Raw genomic sequence first — 16,682 nt, 5'->3', positions numbered from 1 at the left:
TCATACAGATATGTCTGAGCTCAGAGCAGGGGTCTTCGTTACCGGCGCGACGGGCTCGGTAGGCGCTGCCGTCGCCTCCGGCCTCCTCAGCAAGGGTGAGCGCGTCGTCGCCGCCGTCCGCAGCGATTCCGCGGCGGAGCAGTTGCCGCCGCGGGCAGAGGCGCGAGTGTTCGACTTCGGCGGCGACGCCGACGCGATGCGAGAGGCCCTCGAAGGGTGCGATCGCCTATTCCTCATGCGTCCGCCACCGATCGAAGACGTCGAGCGGTACCTCTTTCCTCTGATCGACGCCGCCATGCGTCTCAGCATCCGTCAGATCGTGTTCCTCTCACTACAGGGCGTGGAGCACAACAAGGGTGTTCCGCACTACCGCGTGGAGAAGTACCTGGAGAGAATCCGTGCTCCGTACACGTTCCTCCGTCCGAACTTCTTCATGCAGAACCTCTCGACCACATACCGCGACGACATCCGCGACCGTGATCAGATCTTCCTGCCAGCCGGACACGCCTTCACGGCATTCATCGACGCACACGACATCGGAGCGGTCGCTGCCGCGGTGCTCACCTCACCGGGGCACGACAACAAGAAGTACACGCTGAACGGAGAGCAGACCCTCACCTATCGCAACGTCGCCCGGATCCTCTCCGACGTTCTCGGCCGTCGAATCCGGTACCTCCGGCCGAGCGAGGACGAGTACCTCGCTCGGCTCGCCGAGGAAGGCTACCCGCAGGACTACATCGACGTGCAGAAGATGATCTACCGTGTCGTCCGTTTCAACGTCTCCGCCTTCCCCAACCGATCGGTACGACGACTGACCGGACGACCCGCCACGACGTTCCGGCAGTTCGCGGACCGCGAACGCGCCGCTTGGGTGCGCTGACGACGTCTGAGGTCTCGTCGATTGAGCGCCGCCGACGGGCGGACGACCCGCGCATCCTGATCGTCCGGAGCGCGACACCTCCCTGACCGAGATGCGCAGCTCCTCTCCCGCGATGAAGCCCTCCACCGCTCAGAGCTCGGCGCCGTCTCACATCAGTCCACGAGGAGGGCGGGCTCCTCCAGGACGGAGGCGACGTCGGCGACGAAGCGGCTCATGCCGTCGCCGTCGATCACACGGTGGTCGAACGAGCCGGCGACCGTGGTCACCCAGCGCGGACGCACCTCACCGTCGACGACCCACGGCTTCTGACTGATCGTGCCCATCGCCACGATGCCCGCCTCGCCCGGGTTGATGATCGGCGTTCCCGCATCCATCCCGAACACACCGATGTTCGTGATGGTGATGGTGCCGCCCTGCTGGTCGGCCGGAGGCGTCTTGCCCTCCCGCGCCGTCAGCGTCAGCCGGTTCAGGGCTCGGGCGAGCTCCTTCATGCTGAGGTCCTGGGCGTCCTTGATGTTCGGCACGAGCAGGCCGCGCGGCGTGGCGGCCGCGATGCCCAGGTTCACGTAGTGACGGACGGCGATCTCGGCCCCGGCCTCCGTATCGATCCACGCGGCGTTCACCATCGGGGTGCGTCGCACCGCCCAGATCACCGCGCGTGCCATGAGCAGCAGCGGCGAGACCTTGATGTCGGCATAGTCCGGCGACGCCTTGAGGCGCTTCACGAGCTCCATCGTGCGGGTCGCGTCGACCTCCTTCCACACCGTCACGTGCGGTGCCGAGTACGCACTCTGCACCATCGCCGACGACGTGGCCTTGCGCACGCCCTTCACCGGGATCGATTCGGTGCGGTCGTCGCCCGCCGCCGAGGGCCGGGTGGCCGTGAGGCCCCGCGCCAACCCGGACGGCGCCGCCGATGGAGCGGGCACCGTCTCCTCGCGCACACTCCCCCACTCGGGCGTCTCGATGTTGCGGAACACGCTGGCCTGCGAGGCGTGCTTCACCACGTCGTCCCGGGTGACCTCGCCGTCCGCACCCGTCGGGGTGACCGTGGTGAGGTCGACGCCGAGGTCGCGGGCGAGCTTGCGGATGGGCGGCTTCGCGATCACGCCCACCGACGACCGCACGGGGCGCTCGGCCGGACGCTTGCGGCGCGACGTCGCCCCGCCCCCCGAACCGTAGCCGACCAGCACCGAGCCGCCACCCTCCTCGGGAGCGGGTGCTTCGGCCGTGACGACGGCGCCGGGACCGGCGTCGTCGCGGGCATCCGTCACGAACGTGATGATGGGGGTCCCGACCTCGACCGTCGCTCCCTCGTCGACGAGCAGCTCACCCACGACGCCCGCGTGCGGAGAGGGCAGCTCGACCAGCGACTTCGCGGTCTCGATCTCGCAGATCACATCGTTGATGGCGACCCGGTCGCCCGGTGCCACCTTCCACGCGACGATCTCCGCCTCGGTCAGACCCTCACCGACATCGGGAAGGGGGAAGTTCTGCGTGCTCATGCGTGATCCTCTCGTGGACCGGATTCAGTAGGCGAGGGAGCGGTCGACGGCCTCGAGGATGCGGTCGGCATCCGGCAGGTACGCGCCCTCCAGCTTGGCGGCAGGGAACGGCGTGTCGTAACCCGACACCCGCAGCACGGGAGCCTCGAGCGCATAGAACGCGCGCTCCATCACGGTCGCCGCGATCTCGCTGCCGAGGCTCGTGTGACCGGGAGCCTCCTGCGCGTAGACCATGCGACCGGTCTTGCGCACCGAGCCCAGGATGGGGTCGTAGTCGACCGGCGACAGCGACCGCACGTCGACGACCTCGCAGCTCGTGCCCTCGGCCTCCGCGAGCGCCGCGGCCTGCAGCAGCGTGGTGACCATCGCGCCGTGGCCCACGAGGGTGACGTCGCTGCCGGTGCGCACCACCCGGGACGAGTGCAGCGGCACGGCCGACGCGTCGAGCTCGACCTCCCCCTTGGGCCAGTACCGGCTCTTGGGTTCGAGGAAGATCACCGGGTCGTTCGACGCGATCGCCTCCTGGATCATCCAGTACGCGTCGTTCGCGGTCGACGGCGACACCACGCGCAGACCGGGGGTATGCGTGAAGTACGCCTCCGGGCTCTCCTGGTGGTGCTCGACCGCGCCGATGTGGCCGCCGTAGGGGATGCGGATCACGATCGGCAGGCTGAGCGAACCCGCGTGGCGGTTGGTGAGCTTCGCGAGCTGCGTCGTGATCTGGTCGAACGCCGGGAACACGAACCCGTCGAACTGGATCTCGACCACCGGACGGAACCCGGCCATCGCCAGGCCGATCGCTGTGCCGACGATGCCCGACTCCGCCAGCGGCGTGTCCAGCACCCGCCGGTCGCCGAAGTCGCGCTGCAGGTGCTCGGTGATGCGGAACACGCCCCCGAGCTTCCCGATGTCCTCACCCATCAGGAGGACCTTCGGGTCGTCCTCCATCGCCTTGCGCAGCCCCGCGTTCAGCGCCTTGCCGAGCGGCATCGTCTCCAGGGTCACCGGGCGTCTCCTTCGAACGAGGCCTCGTACTGCGCACGCCACGCCTTCTGCTGATCGATCAGCGGGTGCGGGTCGCTGTACACGTGGTCGAACATCTCGTCGGGGTCGGGCATGCCGAGGGTCACCGTGCGCGCGCGCAGATCCTCCGCGGCGTCGGCCGCCTCCGCGTCGACCTCGTCGAAGAACCGCGCTGAGGCGCCGCGATTCTCCAGGAACGCGCGCATGCGCACGATCGGGTCGCGTCCCTCCCACATCAGCTCTTCGTCGTTGCCGCGGTACTTGGTGGGGTCGTCGCTCGTGGTGTGCGCACCCAGCCGGTAGGTCACGGCCTCGATCGCGCGCGGACCGCCGCCCGCGCGTGCCTCGTCGAGCGCCACGCGGGACACCGCGTAGCTGGCGAGCACGTCGTTGCCGTCGACGCGCACGCTGGGAATGCCGTATCCGGCGCTGCGCTGCACGAGCGGCACGCGCGACTGCGTGGTCACGGGCACCGAGATCGCCCAGTGGTTGTTCTGCAGGAAGAACACCGTCGGAGCCTGGTAGCTCGCGGCGAAGACCATGGCCTCGTGCACGTCGCCCTGGCTGGAGGCTCCGTCGCCGTAGTAGACGATGACGGCCTCGTCCCGCTCGGGGTCGCCGGTGCCCGAGCGTCCGTCGAACGCGACCCCCATCGCATAGCCCGCCGCGTGCAGCACCTGCGAGCCCAGCACCAGGGTGTACAGCCGCGTGTTGCCGTTCTTCGGGTCGGTGGGGTCCCAGCCGCCGTGCGAGACACCGCGCATCAGCTTGATGATGTCGAGCGGGTCGACGCCGCGGATGCGCGTGACCGCGTGCTCACGGTACGACGGGAAGATCGTGTCCTGCGCGCGGGCGGCGCGACCGGAGCCGACCTGCGCCGCCTCCTGGCCGCGGCTCGGGGGCCAGAGGGCGAGCTGCCCCTGGCGCTGCAGATTCGTCGCCTGGGTGTCGATGGCCCGGATGCTCACCATGTCGCGGTAGAACTGCTCGAGCTCGGCGTCGGGGATCGCCTCGACGAGCGGCAGATACTGTTCGGCCTCCGCCGTGGGCGCGACCTTTCCGGTCTCGTCCAGCACGCGTACGAGGGGGGTCTCTGGGGTGCTCACGGGCCCCACGCTACCCGTGCCGGCATTCCGGGTCACGCATACCTAGGGCCCCCTCGTATCTTCGCGGAAGCCCGAGATTGCGCGGATCCCGGGGTGTCAGCGCTGGGCTGCGGCGACCTCCAGCACGCGGTCGAGCGACTCCTCCTCGCCGACCGAGATGCGGATCCCGTCGCCCGAGAAAGGCCGCACGATGAGGTCGGCGGCCACGAAAGCGGCGGCCACCTCGTCGGTGCGCTCCCCGGTGGGCAGCCACACGAAGTTGGCCTGCGAGTCGGGCACGTCCCAGCCGAGCGCGCGGAGCCCGGCCACCAGGCGCTCACGGCGCTCCACGATGACCGCGACGCGCTCGAGCAGCTCATCCTCGGCGTCGAGGCTGGCGATCGCGGCGCTCTCGGCGGCGGACGTGACCGACAGCGGGATACCCGTGGTGCGTGCCGCGTCGAGCACCTTCTCGTGCCCGATCGCGTAGCCCACGCGGAGACCGGCCAGGCCGTACGCCTTGGAGAAGGTGCGGAGCACGACCACGTTCGGGTGCCGCTCGAACACGCGGGCGGCGAGACCGTCGACGGCGTCGGGTGCGGTCACGAACTCGGCGTACGCCTCGTCCAGGATCACGAGCACGTCGGCCGGAACGCGGTCGATGAAGCGGTCGAACTCCGACGCCGTGATGATCGGGCCGGTCGGGTTGTTGGGCGTGCACAGGATGATGGCGCGCGTGCGGTCGGTCACCGCCGCGGCCATCGCGTCGAGGTCGTGCCGCGCATCGGCCGTGAGCGGCACCTGCACGCCGGTCGCCCCGGCCACGAGCGGCAGGCTCGGGTACGCCTCGAACGACCGCCACGCGTAGACCACCTCGTCGCCGGCCGACGCGGTCGCGAGGATCAGCTGGTGCAGGATCGACACGCTCCCCGAGGCGACGTGCACCTCGTCGGGCCGCACGCCGTAGCGCGCCCCGAGACGCTCCCGCAGCCGCCCGGCCGTGGCGTCCGGGTAGCGGTTGATCGGGGTGGTGCGCTGCAGCGCGTCGACGACCGAGGGCAGCGGCTCGAACGGGTTCTCGTTGCTGGACAGCTTGAAGGCCTCGGGCCCCGCCTGCTTCCCCTGCCGATACGGCGCGAGGGCGGCGATGGCGGGACGGATGCGGGGCAGGATGGGCTCGGTCACGCGTCGAGTCTAGGCTGACAGCTCACGGTCGCCGTGGGACACTGAACGGACTATGCGCTTCATCATCCGCGTCGTCGTCAACGCCTTCGCCATCTGGGTCGTCACCCTCATCCCGGTCCTTCAGGTGACCGTGACCGCCTTCCCCCCGGGAGAGACCCTGCAGCTCGTGCTCACGCTGCTCGCGGTCGGCGCGATCTTCGCCCTGGTGAACACCATCATCGGCACGGTCGTGAAGGTCGTGGCCTTCCCGCTGTACATCCTCACGCTCGGGCTCATCGGCTTCGTGATCAACGGCTTCCTGCTGTGGCTGACGGCCTGGATCACGAGCAGCTTCGGCTGGGGGCTGTCGGTCGGCTCGTTCTGGTGGGGCGTGCTGGCCGCCCTGATCATCTCGATCATCAACGGGATCTTCGGCGCCATCCTGCGTCCGCAGAGCAAGCGCTCGCGCCGCGACTGACGTGGGGCCGTTCGAGCCGCAGCCCCTCGGCGAGCGGCAGGGACGAGGTGCGGCGGCGGGCGTGACGCGGCGCGCCGTGGTCGCCGCGGCCTGGAGTCTTCCCGTGGTCGCGGCCGTCGCCGCGGCCCCGGTCGCCGCGGCGAGCGCGACCCCGGAGCTGACGGCCTGGACCGTGACCGCGTGCGAGTCCGCCGACCGCATCACCCTCATGCTGCGCAACGACACCGCGGATCCCCTCCAGACGTACCTCGAGCTCACCGCCGACGGCGCTCAGCCGGACGCGGGCCCCGGCCCCCTGCTCTCCCCGGGGGAGACCCGCCCGTTCGGCTTCGGGCTCGTGCCCAACGGCGGATACACGATCCGCGCGAGCACCGACGAGGGGCTCCGGTTCCAGCAGCGCGTGGAGCTCGACTGCGCTCCGCTCGGACTGACCGCGCGGATCGACCCGGACGACGGCTCCGGCGTGCTGACCGTGCACGTGCGCAACGACTCGACGGCGCCCATGACCGTGACCGTCGCGTTCGACCTGGGCAGCGACGGCAGCCCCGAGTCCACGGACACCGTGGTGCTGGCGCCCGGCGAGGAGCGCGCCCTGCCCTACCCCGCCCCGCAGACGGACTTCACCGTGCGGGTGTCGAACGACCAGGGGTACGCGCTCGTGGAGTCGTTCGCGTTCGCCTAGCCGCACCGTGGCGGACCGCAGCAGTTCATCCGACGCGTTCGGCACGGTACTCCGTACGCTCCACCTCGGTGGCCTCGCCCAGTTCGGTCCAGTACCGGCCGAGGGCCTCGGCGCGCGGGTCAGACGACGCGTCCACCAGGCGGGCGGTCTCCTCGTACTCCTCGATCCCGTGCGACCCCAGTCCCAGATCGTCCGGGCCGGGCAGCGGTTCGACGAGCCTGCTGGCCGTGAAGCTGTCGGCCGAACCCGTGCCCTCAGCGGAGCCGCCCGTCGCGAGCCGGGAGACCACATCGTCGGCATGGCGCAGCTGCACGAGCGTCTGATCGTCGTCCAGCGTCGGCTCCGACGGACTGCCCGCCGTGATCTGCAGCTCCACGTCGAAGTCGCTCTCCATCGCGACGTGCGCGGCGATCATGCCCGACTGCGAGTACGCCACGACGTCCACACGATCCCCGGGCTGCGCCCCCGACGCTGCGAGCGCATCGAGGGTCGCCTGGTACGACGCCGACCGCGTACCGGCGTACAGCTGCACGTTCGAGCGCATGTCCCACGGCTCCGTCCCGGTCGGCGCGAGCGACACCGACCGCGTGCCGGAGAGATACGCCACGTAGCGGGTCGCACCGTCCTTCATCGTGTAGCGCTCGACGGCCACCTGGGCGCCGCCGCTCTCCGGAAGACGGCGCAGCGCCGCGGTGAGGTCGGCAGGAGCCCGCGGCGCGGACCGGGCGACCGCCGTCACGCGCACCGGATCGGCGTGACCCCGGAGGTGCTCCCCCGGCTGCACCTTCGCGAAACCGGTGGTCGAGCCGAGCAACTGGGTCACCGCCGCCGCCGGAGCCACCGACGGCCCGAGCCCGCCGAGGAGCAGCCCGGGGCCGAGGAGCGGACGGGTCGTCCACTGCAGCACGAGCGCGGTCGCGACGAGGCCGAGAGCCGGGTCGGCGGCGAGCAGACGGTCGAGCCGAGCCTGCGCCGCCGTGGCCGCGCCCGCATCCGTGTGAGCGAGCGCCTCGACCTTCGCCCGCAGCTCCACGATCTCGAACACGTCGGCCGTGCGTCGCGCTCCGTCCGCCGCGTGTGCGAGCTCGGCGGCGACCTCGTGCAGCACCTGGGCCGCGGCGCGCAGCGCGGGGAGCGGCACCCCCTCGAAGGCCTCGGGATCGGACGACACCGCGACTCGGGCCTGCTCGACCGCCGTCGCCGCTCGTCCGCACGCCCCCGCGGCCGCGGCGATCCGCGCAGCCACGGCCCGCAGCTCCTCGGTGTCGACCGCGATCACTCCGCCGTGGTCGATGCTCAGCCCGCCCACCGGTCGCCTCCCAGGCAGTGGTCGCGCACACCGCGGAGCCGTTCGACCTCGGCAGACGCGGCGTGGTGCTGCCGCTCGATCCCCTCGTGCAGCGCCCGGAGCGCTGCGGACTCCCACGCCGTGTCGTCGACCACCGCGCGCAGCGTGCCGACGGCATCGTTCAGCGCGTGCAGCGCATCGCCCAGATGGCTCGAGGCGCGGATGCGGGCCCAGACGTGCGGTGGAGTGTCGAAGGTGGTGGCGGTGAACGCGGTCATGGCTCCACCCTGCGCCGGTGCCGACATGGCTCCCGACCCGGTTCGCAGCGCCCGTGAAGAGATCGCGCGGATGCACAGACGTGCAGGAAGGGCGGGTCCCGGGAGGCCGCCGCTGTGCAGGAGGCGCCCCGACCGGCAGAATGGTCACCGTGACAGCCCAGGATCCCTTCCGCGTGATCTTCGTCTGCACGGGCAACATCTGCCGCTCCCCCATGGCCGAGGTCGTGTTCCGCGACCTCGCGGAACGCCAGGGCCTCGGCGCGCGGATCGTCTCGCGCAGCGCGGGCACGGGCGACTGGCACCTGGGCGAGCGCGCCGACCACCGCACGATCGACTCGCTCGCGCGCCGCGGCTACGACGGCTCGCAGCACCGCGCCAAGCAGTTCACGTTCGCGTCGTTCGCGGAGAACGACCTCGTGGTCGCGCTCGACCGCACGCACGAGCGCATCCTGCGGGAGTGGGCGCGCGACGAAGACGAGGAGGGCAAGGTCACGCTCCTGCTCTCGTTCGACCCGAACGCGCCGAGCCCCGACGTGCCGGACCCCTACTACGCGGGCGCCGAGATGTTCGATTCGGTGCTCGGTATGATTGAGACCGCCACGCGGGGGCTGTTCCGCCAGCTCGAACCCGCTCTGCGCCCGCCCCGCACGCCCCGACTCTGAGGGGCCCGATCAGGAGGACTCCCCTGACTTTCCAGCCCTCGCTCCCGCCGCAGCCCCTGAGCCCCCTCGACGGTCGCTACCGCGGTGCCGTCACCGGACTCGCCGACTTCCTCTCCGAAGCCGGGCTCAACCGCGCGCGCGTCGAGGTCGAGGTGGAATGGCTGATCGCGCTCACCGACCGCTCGCTCTTCGAGACGAGCCCGCTGTCGGACGCCGACAAGGAGCGCCTGCGCGCGCTGTACCGCGACTTCGGCCAGGCCGAGATCGACTGGCTCGCCGAGAAGGAGGCCGTCACGCAGCACGACGTGAAGGCCGTGGAGTACCTGGTGCGCGACCGTCTCTCGACGCTCGGACTCGACGCGATCGCCGAGCTCACGCACTTCGCCTGCACGAGCGAGGACATCAACTCCGCCTCCTACGCCCTCACCGTCAAGCGCGCGGTCGAGGAGGTCTGGCTCCCGGCCCTCGACACCGTGATCGCGAAGCTGCGCGAGCTGGCGGTCGAGCACGCCGACGCCGCGATGCTGTCCCGCACGCACGGCCAGCCCGCCACGCCCTCGACCATGGGCAAGGAGCTCGCGGTGTTCGCGTGGCGGCTGGAGCGCGTCCGTGCGCAGATCGCCGGCACCGACTACCTCGCGAAGTTCTCCGGCGCGACCGGCACCTGGTCGGCACACCTGTCCGCCGACCCCGACGCCGACTGGCCCACCATCGCCCGCGAGTACATCGAGGGCCTGGGGCTCGGCTTCAACCTCCTGACGACGCAGATCGAGTCGCACGACTGGCAGGTCGAGCTCTACGACCGCGTGCGGCACGCCGGTGGCATTCTGCACAACCTCGCCACCGACATCTGGACGTACATCTCGCTCGGCTACTTCGCGCAGATCCCGGTCGCCGGTGCCACGGGCTCGTCGACCATGCCACACAAGATCAACCCGATCCGCTTCGAGAACGCCGAGGCGAACCTGGAGATCTCCGGCGCCCTGTTCGCGTCGCTCGGGCAGACCCTCGTCACGAGCCGCCTGCAGCGCGACCTCACCGACTCCACCACGCAGCGCAACATCGGTGTCGCGTTCGGGCACTCGCTGCTCGCGCTCGACAACCTGCGCCGGGGACTCAACGCGATCTCGCTCTCGCGCGACGTGCTGCTCGCCGACCTCGACGGCAACTGGGAGGTGCTGGCCGAGGCGATCCAGACGGTCATCCGGGCCGAGGTGGTCGCCGGGCGCTCCACCATCACCGACCCGTACGCGCTGCTCAAGGAGCTCACGCGCGGGCACCGCGTCGGCGCGGCCGAGCTCGCGGCATTCGTCGAGGGTCTGGAGATCGGCGACGCCGCCAAGCAGCGCCTGCTCGCCCTGACCCCCGCGACCTACACGGGTATCGCCGAGCGCCTCGCCCGCTGAGCCCGCGCGCGGTCAGCCGGAGTACGACTCCACGCGGTCGCGCGGCATGAACGACGCCGCGAGCAGGGTGAGCAGCGCGGTCAGGGCGACCGCGATGAACACCCCGACCGACGCGTGCACGATCGTGCCGGGGTCGTCCGGCCCTGCCCCCTGGGAGATGATCGCGTTCGAGATCGCCCCGAACACGGCCACCCCGACCGCGCTGCCTGCCGAGCGGGCGAACGCGTTCATGCCGGTCACGGCACCGCGCTCACCCCACTCCACCGACGACTGCGCGGCGATCAGGGTCGGCGCCGCGCTCCACCCCAGGCCGAAGCCCAGCACGAACGCGATCACGGCGAGCACGTACGGGTTCGGCCACGACGCGACCGAGGCCAGGACGATCGCCGCGACCGAGGCGATGCTCATGCCGATCAGCGTGGTGCGGCGGAAGCCGATGCGCAGGTACAACCGCCCCACGTTGGCCGCGGCGATGGGCCACCCGAGCGTGAGCGCGGCCACGGCGAGGCCCGACAGCAGCGGCACGATGCCGAGCGAGCCCTCCAGGTAGGTGGGCGCGAAGCTGGTCACGCCGATCATGAGCGCCCCCACGCCGAGCGAGACCAGGGTCGTGGTGAGGATGAGCCGGCGCGAGACGAGCCGCAGGTCGACGATCGGCTCCGGTGCCCGCCGCTCCACCAGCGCGAACAGCACCAGGGCTGCGATCCCCGCCCCGAAGCACAGCGCGCTCGGCGCCGACAGCCACTCCCAGGCGTTGCCGCCCTCGAGGAGTCCGAGGATCACCCCGGTCAGGCCGACCGTCAGCAGCACGGCCCCGAGGTAGTCGATGCGGTGCCGTTGCGTCTGCTTCTGCTCCGTGTACCGCCGCAGCAGCACCCACGCGGCGAGCAGGCACAGGGGGATGTTGATCAGGAAGATCCAGCGCCACGCGTCGAGCTGGGCGAACACGCCGCCGAGGGCCGGTCCGACCACCGACGACACCGCCCACACGCTGGCGATGTAGCCCTGCACCTTCGCGCGCTCGGCGACCGTGTAGATGTCGCCGACGATCGTCATCGACATGGGGGCGACGGCTCCGGCGCCGAGCCCCTGGACCACCCGGAACGCGATGAGCGCCGGCATGCTCCACGCGAGACCGCAGAGGATCGAGCCGAGCAGGAACAGGGCGATGCCGAGCAGGATGATGGGCTTGCGTCCGACCGTGTCCGCGAAGCGCGAGTAGATGGGCACGCTCACGGCCTGGGCGAGCAGGTACACCGAGAAGAGCCACGGGAACTGCTGGTAACTGCCGAGGTCGCGCACGATGCTGGGCACGGCGGTGGCCAGGATCGTGGCGTCGATCGCGATGAGACCCGTCGAGAGCATCAGCGCCGCGAGCACCGGTCCGCGTTCCGAGCGGAGCCCGACGGAGGCGCGATCGATGGGGGTGCTCACGTCAGGCACAAGCCGCCCGCCCGCCGGAGTATTCCGACGGACGGGCGGCTGAGGGTCGTCACTTCGCGGTGCCGGAGCGCCCGGGGGCCTGGTCGTCGCTGTCGGGCTTCTCGCCCGGCTCCGCGTCGTACAGCACCGGGCGGTCGATGGTCTTGGTCACATCGGCCGGGTCGACCGCGAGGATCAGCATCGCGAGGATCAGCAGGGTCACGATGAACGCGGAGCCACCCACGACCAGGCTCAGGGCCAGCGGCGTGAGCCCTTCGTACGTGCCGTTCGCGATGGCCGTGTTCACGCGCAGGGTGAAGGCACCGGTCGACACCAGCGTGACCACCATCGCGAACACGCCGCAGCCCAGCGCGATGCCGAGCAGGTGGAGCGGACGCAGGATGTCCCGCCGGGTGGGCTTCTCGTCGCTCATCGCTCTCCTCCGTGCTGGACCGGCTCGCTCTGGTCGTCGTGGGGGACCTCCAGCGCGTCGGCGCGCTTCGGGGTCAGTCCCGCAATGCCGAGGAAGACGGCGACGATCGCCGCGTAACCGCCGAACATGCCCACGCCCAGGATGATGCCGGAGAGCACGAACGTGCCCGCCGCGTCGATCGTGTACTCCTGCACGAACCCGGCCGGGATCAGCAGCATCACCACCGCCAGCAGGAGCGTCAGCGCGCCGACCGTGATCGCGTCGCGGGCGAGCATCCCGCCGACGCGACGCGCCCGGATGCCCGCGAGCAGCTCGATCCCGCCGCTGAGCACCGCCCACGAGATCACCACCACGAAGAACACGTCGTCCGTGCGCCAGGCGGGGACGCCGCTCGCCATGCCGGCGAGGGCGCTCACCACGGCGAGCAGGATGGAGGACCAGCGCGAACCCGCGGGCAGCACCAGCCAGGCGGCCAGCACGTGCACGAGCGCCGTCACCAGCACGAACCCGCTGAACACCGACAGCCCCACCGGGGCGGAGTGATCCGACGAGAAGGTGATCATGAGGGCGGCGACGGCCGCGAACAGTGCGCGCAGCAGTTGCACGTGGCGCATGGTGAACGCGCGAGCAGGGGCAGACATGCAGAGTCCTCCGGGGTTTCCCCCCAGTCTACGCGGGGGCGGGAGACGCCAGCGCCGGGCGGATGCGCGTGAAGCCCGGCGGATCTCCCCAGATCGATTGCCGGGCTTCACGACATACGCAGCACGGGGGGCGTCACTGCGTCGGGCCGGACGGTCGCGGGGTCGGGCACCTCCCCCACACGTCAGAGCCCAGTGACCCACGTGCTCGCTCGGTCCCCTGAAGCGTGCTCGCGCGGTCTTATGCTCACTCTAGGGAAGTGTTCTTCACATACCGGACGGGGGGTTGTGATGGAGTACACGAACGGTGGCGTGCCGCGCCCACCCGGGCGCAGCGCCTTCGCCAGGGCACTGCGCGACGCGATCAACGCGAGACCCGTGACGCTCTCCTGGCTGCAACGCCAGCTCAAGGCACGCGGCAACCGGGTGTCGATGGCCACGCTGAGCTACTGGCGCTCCGGGTCTCGCCGGCCGGAGGGCGCGCAGTCGCTCGCGGCCCTGGCCGACATCGAGGACCTGCTCGGCCTGGAGGACGCCGCACTCAGCCGTCTGCTCCGCCCCAACCGCACCGGACCGCTCGGGGTGAGCGGCTTCCCCATCGACCACCGCGAGATCGAGCAGGCCGTGATCGACGCCTACACGGCGATGGGCAGCCCGTACCCCGACACGTCACGCGAGCTGACCACGCACTCGGTCACCGACGTCGACGAGCGGGGCAACGTGTCCTTCTGCTCCACCAGGAGCATCGTGCAGTCCACGACCGGCACCATCCATGCGATCCCGTTCCTGGAGATCATGCCGGGGCTGCCCTCCCCCGCCCCCATCCTTCGGGCGGTGTCGGGCGGCCGTTTCACCCGCCACTACTCGCACCCGGGCGGCGAGGTGCACGGCGCGCTGTTCGAGCTGGACGTGCCGCTCGAGGCGCCCGACACGGCGATGGTCGAGTGGTCGGTGGAGTACCCGCCGGGGTCGCCGCCGTCGCGCGACACCGGGCACGCGGTGGGCCGCCAGTGCCGGGAGCTGCTGGTGTGGACGCGATTCCACCCCGACGCGGTGCCCGACTGGTGCGAAGAGGTCGTGGAGACCCCGGACGGCCGCTCGGTCTCGCCCGTCCCGCTCACCCGCGGCACCTCCGTGCACCAGGTGCGGCGCGCGTTCGGCCCGGGCGCCCTCCAGCTGCGCTGGGGGTACGAGCCCGCGAACGCGGAGGTTCAGCCGGGCTGATCGCCCGTCGCGACCGGACGACCGGGGGTGTTCGACCACTGGCTCCACGAGCCGGGGAACACCCGGGCGTCGATGCCGACCTCGTGCAGCACGAGCGCCGTGTGCGCCGCGGTGACGCCGGAGCCGCAGTACGCCGCAACAGGGGTGCCGCGGGTGACGCCGACCCCTTCGAGCGTGGCGAGCACGGTGTCGCGGTCGAGCACCCGGCCGTCCGCATCGAGATGCAAACCGGTCGGGAGGTTGATGGCACCGGGGATGTGTCCGGCCACCGGGTCGAGCGGCTCGGTCTCGCCACGGTAGCGCTCGGGCGCGCGCACGTCGAGGAGCACGCCCGACTCCGGGAACGCAGCGGCCTCGTCGATCGTGAGGGCGTCGTCGCCGATCTCGTCGAGCACCACATCGCCCGGCTCCGGGATCACGTCGTCGGTCGCGGTGTCGTACCCGGCGGCCGTCCAGGCGCGGAGCCCGCCGTCGAGCACGCGCACACGAACACCGGCCTGCCGGAGCAGCCACCACGCGCGAGCCGCCGCGAGCCCCTTCGTGTCGTCGTACGCCACGACCGTGTCGCCCTCGCGCACGCCCCACCGGCGCGCGGCCGCCTGGAGCGTGGCGGTCGACGGCAGTGGGTGGCGCCCCGCGTCCGGCTCGCCGTGCGTGGACAGCTCCGTGTCCAGAGCCGCGAACACCGCGCCGGGGATGTGACCGGTGAGGTAGTCGGCGTGCCCGGCCTCCGGTCGATCGAGACGCCAGCGCACATCGATCACGCGGACGGGCGCCTCACCGGCGAGGAGGTCGTGCAGTTCGGTCGCGGAGACGAGGTCGCTCATGCTGCGAGGCTACCGACTCCCCGTGCGTCTTCGGTTCGTCGCGTCATCCGACGACACGACCTCCTCCCGTCGGGAATAGAAGCGGGCGGCGGGCGTTGCACCCCGCATGATTGAAAGTTCAACCGTCGCGCCGGCCGCCACCGAACGGACCCGCGTGCGGGTGCCGCTGCGCTTCGGCGACGGGTACACCACCACGGCCGACGTCGTGACGTTCGACGGACTGGTCGACGGACGGGAGCACCTGCTGCTCGGCCTCGGCGACTGGCGCGCGGCGCTCGACCGCGCGGCCGAGGGCGGCGATGCCCCGCTCGTCCGCCCGCACAGCGAGTGCCTCACCGGCGACGTGTTCGGCTCCGAGCGCTGCGACTGCGGCCCCCAGCTGCGCGAAGCGGTCGAACGGATCGCCGAGCAGGGCGGGTTCCTGCTGTATCTGCGCCAGGAGGGTCGCGGCATCGGCCTCTACGCCAAGCTCGACGCCTACGCGCTGCAGGACGCCGGTCTCGACACGTACGAGGCGAACGTCGCCCTGGGTCACGGCGAGGACGAGCGCGACTACACGGTCGCCGCCCAGATGCTCCGCGCCGTCGGGGTCGACGGCATCCGTCTGCTGAGCAACAACCCCGACAAGGCCGTGCAGCTCGAGGCGCTGGGCATCCGCGTGACCGAGCGCGTGCCCACCGGCGTGCACCTGTCGGAGTCGAACTCGCGCTACCTGCAGGCCAAGCGCGACCACACCGCGCACACGATCGACCTGTCGGCGGCGTGACCGGCGGGGAGGACACCATGACGGCCCAGCGCTCGGAGCGGCGGCTCGACGACAGGGAGATGGCGACGTGGCTGCCCGTCATCCGCTTCGTGCAGCTGCTGCCCCAGGTGCTCGACCGCACGCTCAAGGACGAGGTGGGCCTGAATCACGCGCGCTACGCGATCATGGTCACGCTCGCGGGGCGCGACGACGGCGCGGTCACCATGACGGAACTCGCACGCATCGCCGGTCTGAGCCGTTCGCGGCTGAGTCACGCGCTCGACTCGCTCGAGGAGCGGGGCTGGGTCGAGCGCACGTCGTGCAGCAGCGACAAGCGCACACTGTCGGCTGCGCTCACCCCCGCGGGCAGGGAGATGCTGCGTACGGCCGCCCCCGTGCACGTGGAGCAGGTGCGCGAGCTGGTGCTCGACCCGCTCACCCCCGCGGAACGCGAACAGCTCCAGTCGATCCTCACGAAGCTGCTCCCGGGTGTGACCGCGGCGCTCTGAGGCGTTCTGCTCTGAGCAGAACGCCTCGAACCCCGCCGAGCGCCCGGATTATCGTGAGGCATGGCCGACATCGTCCCGTTCCCCCGCGCTCCCCGTCCCGCCCGTCCCCAGCCGAGCGACCCCGAGCCGCTGTGGCGGCAGCTGCTGGGCGACCAGCTCCGCCGTCGGCGGCACGACCGTGAGGAGACCCTCACCGCCACCGCCGAGAAGGCCGGGGTGTCGCCGCAATACCTCTCCGAGGTCGAGCGCGGGCTCAAGGAGCCGTCGAGCGAGATGATCGCCGCGATCGCCGGAGCCCTCGACACGAGCCTGGTCGAGCTGACCAGCGCCGTGGCCGACGACCTGCGCGCGACTGCGGCCCCGGCATCGGCATCGGCTGCGGTCTCGGCCTCGCGCGGCGCGTTCGCCCTCGCGGCCTGACCCCACCGGGCGG

Annotated in this window: 19 protein-coding genes; 9 read left to right on the top strand and 10 right to left on the bottom strand. The window is 71.2% G+C overall.

Annotated features, from left to right (window positions below; translation table 11 throughout):
* Positions 1–10 precede the first annotated feature (10 nt).
* On the top strand, positions 11–880 hold the full coding sequence (locus DW297_RS10415) for an SDR family oxidoreductase (protein WP_136032054.1): 870 nt from the start codon (positions 11–13) through the stop codon (positions 878–880).
* 152 nt (positions 881–1,032) lie between these two features.
* Here DW297_RS10415 and DW297_RS10410 read toward each other — a convergent pair whose 3' ends face one another.
* From DW297_RS10410 to DW297_RS10395, 4 genes are all read right to left on the bottom strand, one after another.
* Positions 1,033–2,385: a dihydrolipoamide acetyltransferase family protein gene (locus DW297_RS10410; protein ID WP_136032052.1), complete on the bottom strand. Its 1,353-nt coding sequence runs from the start codon at positions 2,383–2,385 to the stop codon at positions 1,033–1,035.
* A gap of 24 nt (positions 2,386–2,409) precedes the next feature.
* Entirely contained in the window at positions 2,410–3,375 is a 966-nt protein-coding gene (locus tag DW297_RS10405; RefSeq protein WP_168387233.1) for an alpha-ketoacid dehydrogenase subunit beta, read from the bottom strand.
* A gap of 11 nt (positions 3,376–3,386) precedes the next feature.
* A complete protein-coding gene (locus DW297_RS10400) occupies positions 3,387–4,514 on the bottom strand; it encodes a thiamine pyrophosphate-dependent dehydrogenase E1 component subunit alpha (protein WP_136032047.1) in 1,128 nt (375 codons plus the stop codon).
* Positions 4,515–4,610: 96 nt separating this feature from the next.
* The gene (locus tag DW297_RS10395; protein ID WP_136032044.1) at positions 4,611–5,678 is read right to left on the bottom strand and encodes a histidinol-phosphate transaminase; all 1,068 of its coding nucleotides are present in this window, start codon (positions 5,676–5,678) and stop codon (positions 4,611–4,613) included.
* A 52-nt stretch (positions 5,679–5,730) separates the two neighbouring features.
* On the opposite strand from DW297_RS10395, the gene DW297_RS10390 reads away from it, so the two are divergent.
* The gene (locus DW297_RS10390; RefSeq protein WP_136032042.1) at positions 5,731–6,135 is read left to right on the top strand and encodes a phage holin family protein; all 405 of its coding nucleotides are present in this window, start codon (positions 5,731–5,733) and stop codon (positions 6,133–6,135) included.
* 1 nt (position 6,136) lies between these two features.
* Complete coding sequence (locus tag DW297_RS10385) at positions 6,137–6,817, top strand: hypothetical protein (RefSeq protein ID WP_136032039.1); 681 nt, start codon at positions 6,137–6,139, stop codon at positions 6,815–6,817.
* Between the two features lie 25 nt (positions 6,818–6,842).
* Here the strand turns inward: DW297_RS10385 and DW297_RS10380 are convergent, their stop codons facing one another.
* Complete coding sequence (locus DW297_RS10380; RefSeq protein ID WP_136032037.1) at positions 6,843–8,126, bottom strand: hypothetical protein; 1,284 nt, start codon at positions 8,124–8,126, stop codon at positions 6,843–6,845.
* Entirely contained in the window at positions 8,114–8,383 is a 270-nt protein-coding gene (locus DW297_RS10375) for a hypothetical protein (RefSeq protein WP_136032036.1), read from the bottom strand. Before DW297_RS10375 ends, DW297_RS10380 begins: the two co-directional genes overlap by 13 nt.
* A gap of 140 nt (positions 8,384–8,523) precedes the next feature.
* Between DW297_RS10375 and DW297_RS10370 the strand changes: the two genes are divergently transcribed.
* Together DW297_RS10370 and purB are read left to right on the top strand one after the other, a co-directional pair.
* A complete protein-coding gene (locus tag DW297_RS10370) occupies positions 8,524–9,045 on the top strand; it encodes a low molecular weight protein-tyrosine-phosphatase (RefSeq protein ID WP_205812681.1) in 522 nt (173 codons plus the stop codon).
* Between the two features lie 23 nt (positions 9,046–9,068).
* On the top strand, positions 9,069–10,451 hold the full coding sequence (gene purB / locus DW297_RS10365; RefSeq protein WP_136032033.1) for an adenylosuccinate lyase: 1,383 nt from the start codon (positions 9,069–9,071) through the stop codon (positions 10,449–10,451).
* Between the two features lie 12 nt (positions 10,452–10,463).
* Here purB and DW297_RS10360 read toward each other — a convergent pair whose 3' ends face one another.
* From DW297_RS10360 to DW297_RS10350, 3 genes are all read right to left on the bottom strand, one after another.
* On the bottom strand, positions 10,464–11,816 hold the full coding sequence (locus DW297_RS10360) for an MFS transporter (protein ID WP_446724367.1): 1,353 nt from the start codon (positions 11,814–11,816) through the stop codon (positions 10,464–10,466).
* A 127-nt stretch (positions 11,817–11,943) separates the two neighbouring features.
* Positions 11,944–12,306 carry a hypothetical protein gene (locus DW297_RS10355; RefSeq protein ID WP_136032030.1) on the bottom strand — a complete coding sequence of 121 codons (363 nt, stop codon included), beginning with the start codon at positions 12,304–12,306 and terminating at the stop codon, positions 11,944–11,946.
* The gene (locus DW297_RS10350) at positions 12,303–12,947 is read right to left on the bottom strand and encodes an acyl-CoA synthetase (protein WP_136032028.1); all 645 of its coding nucleotides are present in this window, start codon (positions 12,945–12,947) and stop codon (positions 12,303–12,305) included. Before DW297_RS10350 ends, DW297_RS10355 begins: the two co-directional genes overlap by 4 nt.
* A 288-nt stretch (positions 12,948–13,235) precedes the next feature.
* On the opposite strand from DW297_RS10350, the gene DW297_RS10345 reads away from it, so the two are divergent.
* Positions 13,236–14,168 carry a hypothetical protein gene (locus DW297_RS10345; protein ID WP_136032026.1) on the top strand — a complete coding sequence of 311 codons (933 nt, stop codon included), beginning with the start codon at positions 13,236–13,238 and terminating at the stop codon, positions 14,166–14,168.
* Here DW297_RS10345 and DW297_RS10340 read toward each other — a convergent pair.
* On the bottom strand, positions 14,156–14,995 hold the full coding sequence (locus tag DW297_RS10340; protein WP_136032024.1) for a sulfurtransferase: 840 nt from the start codon (positions 14,993–14,995) through the stop codon (positions 14,156–14,158). The two genes, DW297_RS10345 and DW297_RS10340, sit on opposite strands and share 13 nt — an antisense overlap.
* A gap of 106 nt (positions 14,996–15,101) precedes the next feature.
* On the opposite strand from DW297_RS10340, the gene DW297_RS10335 reads away from it, so the two are divergent.
* The 3 genes from DW297_RS10335 to DW297_RS10325 are packed head-to-tail and all read left to right on the top strand — an operon-like array spanning position 15,102 to position 16,669.
* Positions 15,102–15,761 (top strand): GTP cyclohydrolase II, encoded by a 660-nt coding sequence (locus tag DW297_RS10335; protein ID WP_136032021.1) that lies wholly within the window; start codon positions 15,102–15,104, stop codon positions 15,759–15,761.
* Between the two features lie 17 nt (positions 15,762–15,778).
* Positions 15,779–16,249 carry a MarR family winged helix-turn-helix transcriptional regulator gene (locus DW297_RS10330; protein ID WP_136032019.1) on the top strand — a complete coding sequence of 157 codons (471 nt, stop codon included), beginning with the start codon at positions 15,779–15,781 and terminating at the stop codon, positions 16,247–16,249.
* Positions 16,250–16,309: 60 nt separating this feature from the next.
* Positions 16,310–16,669, top strand: a complete 360-nt coding sequence (locus tag DW297_RS10325) for a helix-turn-helix domain-containing protein (protein ID WP_136032018.1) — start codon at positions 16,310–16,312, stop codon at positions 16,667–16,669.
* The last annotated feature ends 13 nt before the right edge of the window (positions 16,670–16,682 follow it).

The organism is Microbacterium sp. PF5, from assembly GCF_004794315.1.
GTDB lineage: Bacteria > Actinomycetota > Actinomycetes > Actinomycetales > Microbacteriaceae > Microbacterium > Microbacterium sufflavum.
The sequence above is the reverse complement of the archived record's forward strand: the minus strand, read 5'-3'. Positions and strand labels throughout refer to the sequence as shown.